The organism is Klebsiella sp. JB_Kp004, assembly GCF_040065795.1.
GTDB lineage: Bacteria > Pseudomonadota > Gammaproteobacteria > Enterobacterales > Enterobacteriaceae > Klebsiella > Klebsiella quasipneumoniae.
On sequence record NZ_JBEAKW010000008.1, the window covers coordinates 157,615 to 165,866 of the forward strand.

General features: G+C 62.1%; 10 protein-coding genes. 6 read left to right on the forward strand and 4 right to left on the reverse strand.

Annotation, left to right across the window (positions count from 1 at the left end):
- Positions 1 to 9 precede the first annotated feature (9 nt).
- The gene (locus ABLX76_RS11035) at positions 10 to 954 is read left to right on the forward strand and encodes an AraC family transcriptional regulator (RefSeq protein ID WP_348874516.1); all 945 of its coding nucleotides are present in this window, start codon (positions 10 to 12) and stop codon (positions 952 to 954) included.
- A gap of 9 nt (positions 955 to 963) precedes the next feature.
- On the opposite strand, the gene ABLX76_RS11040 is transcribed toward ABLX76_RS11035, so the two are convergent.
- The 3 genes from ABLX76_RS11040 to ABLX76_RS11050 form a co-directional block, all read right to left on the reverse strand.
- A complete protein-coding gene (locus tag ABLX76_RS11040; RefSeq protein WP_261901445.1) occupies positions 964 to 1,719 on the reverse strand; it encodes a VOC family protein in 756 nt (251 codons plus the stop codon).
- Positions 1,720 to 1,897: 178 nt separating this feature from the next.
- Positions 1,898 to 2,209 (reverse strand): cupin domain-containing protein, encoded by a 312-nt coding sequence (locus ABLX76_RS11045; protein ID WP_023289656.1) that lies wholly within the window; start codon positions 2,207 to 2,209, stop codon positions 1,898 to 1,900.
- A gap of 21 nt (positions 2,210 to 2,230) precedes the next feature.
- Positions 2,231 to 2,494 (reverse strand): VF530 family protein, encoded by a 264-nt coding sequence (locus tag ABLX76_RS11050; protein ID WP_004205937.1) that lies wholly within the window; start codon positions 2,492 to 2,494, stop codon positions 2,231 to 2,233.
- A 281-nt stretch (positions 2,495 to 2,775) separates the two neighbouring features.
- Between ABLX76_RS11050 and ABLX76_RS11055 the strand changes: the two genes are divergently transcribed.
- The 4 genes from ABLX76_RS11055 to ABLX76_RS11070 are packed head-to-tail and all read left to right on the forward strand — an operon-like array spanning position 2,776 to position 6,078.
- Entirely contained in the window at positions 2,776 to 3,804 is a 1,029-nt protein-coding gene (locus tag ABLX76_RS11055) for an isopenicillin N synthase family oxygenase (protein ID WP_049014130.1), read from the forward strand.
- Positions 3,805 to 3,827: 23 nt separating this feature from the next.
- Complete coding sequence (locus ABLX76_RS11060) at positions 3,828 to 4,634, forward strand: MetQ/NlpA family ABC transporter substrate-binding protein (protein ID WP_032452814.1); 807 nt, start codon at positions 3,828 to 3,830, stop codon at positions 4,632 to 4,634.
- Entirely contained in the window at positions 4,631 to 5,422 is a 792-nt protein-coding gene (locus ABLX76_RS11065) for a methionine ABC transporter ATP-binding protein (RefSeq protein WP_348874517.1), read from the forward strand. Before ABLX76_RS11060 ends, ABLX76_RS11065 begins: the two co-directional genes overlap by 4 nt.
- Positions 5,419 to 6,078 carry a methionine ABC transporter permease gene (locus ABLX76_RS11070; RefSeq protein ID WP_072096700.1) on the forward strand — a complete coding sequence of 220 codons (660 nt, stop codon included), beginning with the start codon at positions 5,419 to 5,421 and terminating at the stop codon, positions 6,076 to 6,078. The genes ABLX76_RS11065 and ABLX76_RS11070 overlap by 4 nt, the downstream gene beginning before the upstream one ends.
- A gap of 10 nt (positions 6,079 to 6,088) precedes the next feature.
- On the opposite strand, the gene ABLX76_RS11075 is transcribed toward ABLX76_RS11070, so the two are convergent.
- A complete protein-coding gene (locus tag ABLX76_RS11075) occupies positions 6,089 to 7,162 on the reverse strand; it encodes a nitronate monooxygenase (RefSeq protein ID WP_077269649.1) in 1,074 nt (357 codons plus the stop codon).
- Positions 7,163 to 7,236: 74 nt separating this feature from the next.
- Between ABLX76_RS11075 and ABLX76_RS11080 the strand changes: the two genes are divergently transcribed.
- Positions 7,237 to 8,082: a LysR substrate-binding domain-containing protein gene (locus ABLX76_RS11080; RefSeq protein WP_049014133.1), complete on the forward strand. Its 846-nt coding sequence runs from the start codon at positions 7,237 to 7,239 to the stop codon at positions 8,080 to 8,082.
- The last annotated feature ends 170 nt before the right edge of the window (positions 8,083 to 8,252 follow it).

An 8,252-nucleotide genomic window follows, 5' to 3' on the forward strand; every position in this document is an offset into this window, starting at 1 on the left:
GGAATTACCATGAGCCAGCCTACTATCGACCTGACCAGCGAACTGCTGCGCGGTATGCGCCTTTCCGGCGTGAATTACCGGCGCATCGAAACCTCCCGCCCGTTTGGCGTCGGTTTTAGCGCCGTGGCGGGCAAAGCCCAGTTCCATTTCATCAGCCGCGGGCCGGTGCTGCTGCGCATGGCCAGCGGAGAACAGTTCACCCTGGAGAGCGGCGACGCGCTGTTTATTCCCAACGGCGACGGACACGCCCTGCTCTCCGATCCGCAGGCCGCGGTGGTGAATGTGGCGCAGCTGAATAGCGAAACGGTGTGCAGCACGGTAAGTTGCATCAACGCTGGCGGCCAGCCTGACTGCCCGGAGCGCGCCGTGATTTTCAGCGGCTGCATGGACTTTGAGCTCGGCGGCATGCAGCCGCTGGTGAAGGCCATGCCCGAGGTGATGCGGGTGAGTTGCCTGCTCCACACCTGGCCGGAGATCCAACCGCTGCTGGCCGCAATGGAGCGGGAATCGCTCACCCGCCAGGCGGGCTATGCCGGGATCCTCGCCCGGCTGGCGGACGTGGTGGCCGCGCTGATTGTCCGCGGCTGGGTGGCATGCGGGTGCGGTAACGCCACCGGCTGGGTGCAGGTCCTGCGCGATCCCCGGCTGGCGAAAGCGATCTACGCCATGCATCAGCGTCCGGGCGTGAACTGGAAAGTGGAAGATCTGGCGCGGGAGGCGGGGCTGTCGCGCTCTCTCTTCGCCGAGCGTTTTCTTGCCGCCACCGGCACCACCCCCGCCCGCTATCTGACCGAGCTGCGTATGCGGCTGGCGGTGCAGTACATCACACACGAAGGCCAGGCGCTGGAAAAGGTGGCCTTCCGCCTCGGGTATCAGTCGCTGGCGGCCTTCAGCCGGGCTTTCAAACGCATCACCGGCCAGCCGCCGGGGGCCCTGCGCGCCACGGTACGCTAGAGTCAGCCTTTATATAAAGCGATACACGCCGTTGCCAACGCGAAAGCGTTGCCCCTTAAGCGCCGGGTTGGCGACGCGAAACACCAGTTCGGTCAGCTGGTTGGCGGCTCCTTCGCGGAAAGTAAACCACTGGCCGCCCACGTCCAGCCCCTGCTCCCCCTGTGGCGGGAAGCCCAGCAGCGCCTGCCAGCGATCGCGCACCGCCTGCGGATTGTCCACCTCGAACACCGCCTGCTCGAGCACAATGTCGCCCAGCGGATGAGGCACGTCCAGCCCCTGGGCGCGCAGCCGCGCCAGCCGGGTCTCGTCGTCTTCTCCCCACTGCAGCACAAAAGGATAGACCAGCCCGTCGGTGTCGCCATCGATGGTGAAGATCCGCCAGCGGATGACATTGCCCTGCGGATCGTGGCGCTGGCCATCGACGATCGGTGACACCGCCAGCCCCTTGCGCCGCAAGTGGTCATGGGTGGCGTCGATGTCGTCGCTGCGCAGCGCGACGCGAAACAGCGCTTCGTTCTCCGGCAGCAACCGCGCGGCATCCCGCGAGAGCAGAAACCTGTCCCTCGCGGCGCGCAGTTCGTCCGGGTCGGAAATGGCGAGGAATTCGATATAGGTCAGACCAAAATAGCTCAGCGCATTGCGGGTTCCCCACCCCGGATGGCGCCCGCCGGCCACCGCCCGCAGCTGCTGTCCGGCAAAGGTTTCAATCGCCGCTTCCGGCTGATTCACAAACTGTACTGCGTGGTCCCACTGCAAGGTTGCCATGATCTCTCCCGCGGTTGTGCCTGTTCAGGCGTCTGCGGCAAAAGATAGTGCTGGGGTGAAGGGAATGGCAAACAAGAATTAAGTATATCGAAAGCTGGATACGTGATTTATATCAACGCGGTATATGGAGTCTGACAGGCGATGAAACGGCGGACTAACGAATGGCCCGCCGGCGGGATCAGACCGACCCTTCTTTCTCAATCACCAGAATACGCGCCGCCCCCTGGGGATGAGCGACATGCTCGCATCCCACCTCGGCGTAGAAGATATCGCCGGCGTTCAGCACGATCACCTGCTCCTCGCCGTTGACTTTCACATGCATCGCCACCTGACCATCCATGACGGCAAACACCTCCTGACCGTCGTTGATGTGCCAGATATAGGGTTGGTCGGTCCAGTGCAGGCGCACGGTGGTGCCGGAAAAATTGGCGATATCCAGCGCGCCCCACGCGCGGTCGGCGGTGAAATCTTTACTGCTCCAGCTCTGCATAATGATGTCCTGTGGTAAGGGTTATTTTTTCTGCCAGTTTGCCCATGGATCCGCTTTCTCTGCCGGCGCATCGTCGTCGAGCGAAGCCAGATACATCGCCTCCACCTCTTTGCGCGCCCACGGCGTCCGGCGGAGAAATTTCAGGCTGGACTTGATGCTGGGATCGCTTTTAAAGCAGTTAATGTTGACCTGGCGGGCCATTTCCGCCCAGCCGTAGCGCGCGACCAGGGCATTGAGCAGCGCTTCCAGCGTCACGCCGTGCAGGGGATCTTTTGAACTGTGCATGAGGATACATCCGTTCCGCATTAAAAAAGTGCGCCCACCTTACTGACTCTCGATGACGGGCGCAACGGCTTCAGTTCGCCCTTACGCCTTTATCTATTTAACGCAAAAGCACTGAACCCCGCGCGAACATAAATTAGAAAATAACGTTATTGGTTGATTATCTGGCCCTGAGGCAAGCTGTGCTCAGCCCCGAACAGAGGAAATCACCATGCGCTGCTGTTGTGCCCGAACCCTGAACCTGAATCGACCCATAACATATTATCCCGTTTTCGGAGAACACAATGAACGCGACAACCCTGCCGATTCTCGATCTGGCCCGCTACGCGGACCCCGCGGATAAAGCGGCCTTCCTGGCCGACCTGCGCCACGCCGCCCGCGACATCGGCTTCTTTTATCTGATCAACCACGGTGTCGACGACGCGCTTCAATATGAAGTTCAGCGCCAGTCCCAACGCTTTTTTGCCCTCGATGAGGCGCAAAAACAGCAGGTGGCGATGATCCACTCCCCCCATTTTCGCGGCTATAACCGCGCGGCCTCTGAGCTGACGCGCGGCCAGCCTGACTGGCGAGAGCAGTTTGATATCGGCGCCGAACGTCCGGCGCTGACCCTCAGCGATGACGCCCCGCGCTGGCAGCGCCTGCAGGGTCCGAACCTGTGGCCTGCCGCCCTGCCGTCGCTTAAACCGGTATTACTTCACTGGCAACAGCAGATGACCCAGGTGGGGATCCGCCTGCTGCGCGCCTTTGCCGAAGCGCTGCAGCTCCCGGAGAATGCCTTTGACCGACTCTATGGCGACAAACCCAACGAGCATATCAAACTGATCCGCTATCCCGGCCAGCAGGAGACGCAAAGCAGCCAGGGCGTCGGCGCCCATAAAGATTCCGGTTTTCTCAGCTTCCTGCTGCAGGACGAACAGAAAGGGCTGCAGGTTGAGGTGGCGCCCGGGCAGTGGATCGACGCCGTGCCGCTGGCCGGCAGCTTTGTGGTCAATATTGGCGAACTGCTGGAGCTGGCCACCAACGGCTATTTGCGCGCTACCGTTCACCGGGTGGTGTCGCCGCCGGCGCAGCAGCAGCGCCTCTCCATCGCTTTCTTCCTTGGCGCCCAGCTTGACGCGGTGGTGCCGGTTTATACCCTGCCGCCCGAGCTGGCGCGTGAGGCGCGCGGTCCGGACAGCGACCCGCACAATCCGCTGCTGCGCGATGTCGGCTGGAATTATCTCAAGGGCCGTCTGCGTTCCCATCCGGACGTGGCGGAACGCTACTATCAGGACGTGTTTCGCGAACGCGCCGAGCAATTGATCGTTTAACCATAACTAAAAAGGAACACACCATGAAATATGCCGCTTTTAAACTGGCAGGGGTCGCACTGTCTCTTTCTCTGGCATGGACGTCTGCCCAGGCCGCCGCGCTGCGCGTCGCCGCGGACCCGGTTCCCCACGCTGAGATCCTCAACTACATCAAAAAAATCGATCCCAGCCTCGATCTGAAGGTGGTGGAGCTGACCAGCGGGGTCAACGCCAATGAACTGCTGGCCAGTGGCGACGTGGATGCCAACTACTTCCAGCATGTTCCCTACCTGAAGGATCAGGAAAAAGCGCTGGGTAAAACCTTTGCCGTCGCGGCCACCGTGCACATTGAGCCGCTGGGGATCTACTCGCATAAACATAAAAATTTCTCGTCGCTGCCGGACAACGCCACGGTGGCGGTGCCGAATAACACCACCAACCTGAGCCGTGCGCTGTTCCTGCTGCAGGCGCAGAAGCTTATCAAGCTGGACCCTAAATTTACCGACCCGGCCACCACTCTGGCGACGCCAAAGGATATTGTCGAGAACCCGAAACACCTGAAGATCCTGGAGATTGAATCGCCGCAGATCCCGCGCTCCCTCGACGATGTCGACCTGGCGGTGATTAACGGTAACTACGCCCTCGAAGCCGGGCTGGTGCCGGCGAAAGACGCTCTGGGGCTGGAAAGTGCCGAGCATAACCCCTACGCCAATATCCTGGTGACCACCCCAGCCCTGGCCAATGACCCGCGCATTAAGGCGCTGGCGAAAGACCTGACGTCGCCACAGGTAGCGGAGTTTATCCGTAAAAACTACAACGGCTCGGTGATCCCGGTGGCCCCTCAGTCATGATAACCATCGAAGGGCTGAGCAAAACCTACGCCGGAACCGGCCGACCGGCGCTGAACGATATCGCGTTACAGATCCCGAAAGGGGCGATATACGGCATTCTCGGGCGCAGCGGCGCCGGCAAAAGTACGCTCATCCGCTGTCTCAATTTGCTGGAGCGGCCCACCTCGGGCCGCATTCTGGTGAACGGACAGGATATTACACAGCTGAACAAGGCGGCGCTGCGGGATTATCGCCTGCGTACCGGGATGATTTTCCAGCACTTCAATCTGCTGCATGCCCGCACCGTCGCCGACAACATCGCGGTGCCGCTGGAGATAGCCGGGGTGCCGCGGGCCGCTCGCGAAGCGCGGATGCGCGAACTGCTGGAGCTGGTGGATCTCAGCGACAAGGCCGCCGCCTTCCCGTCTCAGCTTTCCGGCGGGCAAAAACAGCGCGTCGGCATCGCCCGGGCGCTGGCCGCCCGACCGGAGGTGCTGCTGTGCGATGAGGCGACCAGCGCGCTGGATCCCGAGACCACCGCCTCGGTGCTGGCTCTGCTGGCGGATATTAACCAGCGGCTCAATCTGACCATTGTGCTGATAACGCACCAGCTGGAGGTGGTGAAAACCATTTGTGACCACGCGGCGCTGCTGGAACAGGGCGAAATTGTCGAAAGCGGCAAACTCGCCGACCTGCTGGTGACCCCGTGGTCACGGCTGCGTCAGTCGCTGCTGCACGACCCGCAGGCTGAACAGGATTTTCTTACCCGTCACGGCGTTCAGGGGAGGCCATTATGCGGAGTAGCATGAGCTGGGAAGATTTGTGGCCGTTATTACTCGACGGCACGCTGGATACGCTCTATATGGTGGGCCTGGCGGCCCTGTTTACCGTGCTGATCGGGCTGCCCACCGGTGTGTTGTTATTTATTTCCCGCGCCAACGGCCTCGCGCCGATGCCGAAACTGAACGCGCTGCTGGGGGCGGCGATCAACATCGGCAGATCGTTACCGTTTATCGTGCTGCTGATCGCGCTGATCCCTTTTACCCGCCTGATCGTCGGCACCACGCTGGGCAGCACCGCCGCTATCGTGCCGGTGACCATCGGCGCCTTTCCGTTCTTTGCCCGTCTGACGGAAAACGCGCTCGACGAGGTGGATTACGGGAGAATCGAAGCCATTCTGTCGATGGGCGGCAACGTCTGGCACGTGATTTTTAAATCTCTGCTGCCGGAAGCCCTGCCGACGCTGCTGGCCGGGATTACGCTGACCATCGTGATGCTGATTGGCTTTTCGTCGATGGCCGGGGTGATCGGCGGCGGCGGACTCGGCGACCTCGCCATCCGCTACGGCTATCAGCGGTTCAATAATGAGGTGATGTTTGGCACGGTGCTGATCCTGGTGGCGATGGTTCAGGGCGTACAAATGGCCGGCGATCGGCTGGTGCGCCGCCTGGCACACCGCCGCTAACCGTCAGATATTAATTCCAGCCGCACTCAGCCGCCAGCTGGCGGACCAGACTGGCGGCGTCACACTCGCGGATCAACCCCACACCCTGCCCGGCCCAGTGCGCGCCATACTCATGGACGCCCTGGGCTTTCGCGGCGGCGGCCAGCGCTTTGCCGATATCATATGCCAGCGGATAATCCGGCACAGCGCTCGCCGGACAGGCTTCCCCCACTGCGCAGAAGGTATTCGCCAGACAACGTGCCGGACGCCCGGATATCGCTGAGGTCAGTACCGTACGCCCGTCAATGCTGTTAGCGATCGCCGCGCGGTAGCCGGCGTCGGCGGCCGATTCCGGACAGAGTAAAAACGCCGTGCCGAGCTGAGCGCCCTGCGCCCCCAGCTGCATCACGCTGGCGATCCCCGCGCCGTCCATGATGCCCCCGGCGGCGACCACCGGGATGGTCAGCTGACGCCGCAGATGTTGCACCAGAGTAAAGGTGCTCATCTGCGCGTCTGGCTCCTGCGGGTCGAAGATCCCCCGGTGCCCGCCCGCCTCAAAGCCCTGAGCGACCACCACGTCAATCCCCTGCTCCTCAATGACCTGCGCCTCCTTAAGCGACGTCGCCGTGGCCATGGTGACGATCCCCTGCTGTCGCAGGCGCTGGATCGCCTCGCGCTCAGGAAGGCCGAAATGAAAGCTCACCACCGCGGGTGAGAGATCGAGAAGCAGCTCCAGCATGGCGGTGTGGCCGATAAACGTCTGGTATATCTCCCTAAGCGACGCCGGAGGGAGACTGCCAAAGCGGGTAAAATGGGGGCGCAGCGTCTCAGCCCAGTCCGCCTCCCGTCGGGCGTCGCGCCGGGGCGGCGCATGGCAAAACAGATTGACATTGAACGGCCGGTCCGTCAGCTGGCGGGTGGCGACGATCATCGCTTCCGCCTGGGCAACGGTTGAAGCGCCCAGCCCCAGCGAACCCAGCGCCCCGGCATGACTCACCGCGGCAGCCAGCGCGGGGGTGGAGACGCCCGCCATCGGGGCCTGGATCAGGGGGTAGTCAATATCAAGAAGCGAAAGCAGTGAATTTTGCATGGGTTCCTCGTTCATGAGCGATGCCGGAGGCTTACCATCTCTTTTAAAGATGATAAGATCAACATCATTATCATATTGAGAATAAAAATATGAACCACAGCACACTGCAGATTTTTATCCAGGTGGCCGACACGCAAAGCGTCACTCTGGCAGCAAAACGGCTTGGCCGCGCCCAGTCCAATATCACCACCCGTATTCAGCAACTGGAGGAGGAGCTTGCCGTGGAACTCTTCGTCCGCGGCAACAAAAAAATGGTGCTGTCGCCGGCAGGCGTTCAGTTTCTCAGCTATGCCCGGCGGATCCTGAGCCTGGCGGAAGAGGCAAAGCAGAGTTTGCATCCAACCACGCCCGGCGGCAGCCTGCGGCTGGGAGCGATGGAGGCGACCGCCGCCAGCCGTCTGCCGCCGCTGCTCACCCGCTTCCAACAGCGGTGCCCGCAGGTGGATGTCACGCTCAGCACCCGGCCGACCCGCCAGTTAACCGAGGGGGTATTAACCGCCGCCCTTGATGCCGCGCTGGTCTGCCTGCCGCCAGGGACGGATGGCCAACCGGCATGCCCGCCCGGCCTGGGATCTGTCCCGGTGTTTCAGGAAACCCTGATGCTGGTCCGTCCGCAGAGCGCTGGCCCGCTGCGGTTCGCGGCATTTGCCAGCGGCTGCAGCTATCGGGCGCTGGGAGAGCGCTGGCTGGCGGAACAACAGGCGGCCGTGGAGGTGCATGAGGTGAGCTCCTATCACAGCATGCTGGCCTGCGTGGCCTCCGGGCGCTACGCCTGCCTGTTGCCGCAGAGCGTGCTGGCGCTGATGACGCTTCCCGAAAACAGCTTAAGCGAACCGCTGTGCGAGGCGACCACCCAGCTTATCTGGCGCCAGGGGTTCAGCACCTCCGCCCTCAGCGAGTGGCGCATCCTGTTGCAAAGCGCCGCGAACGGCTAAGCTAAAAGAGGAAACCGCGACGCACTCGCCGGAGGCGAACCTGAGCTCTTACCGACAAACGCAGAGGCGTTTTGCCGCTACAGTATCCACCCGAGCGACAAAATCGTTTTCGCCAGGTCGCGGCCATGATGCCGCTTTTTTGCCGGGTGGCGGCTGCGCCTGACCCGGCC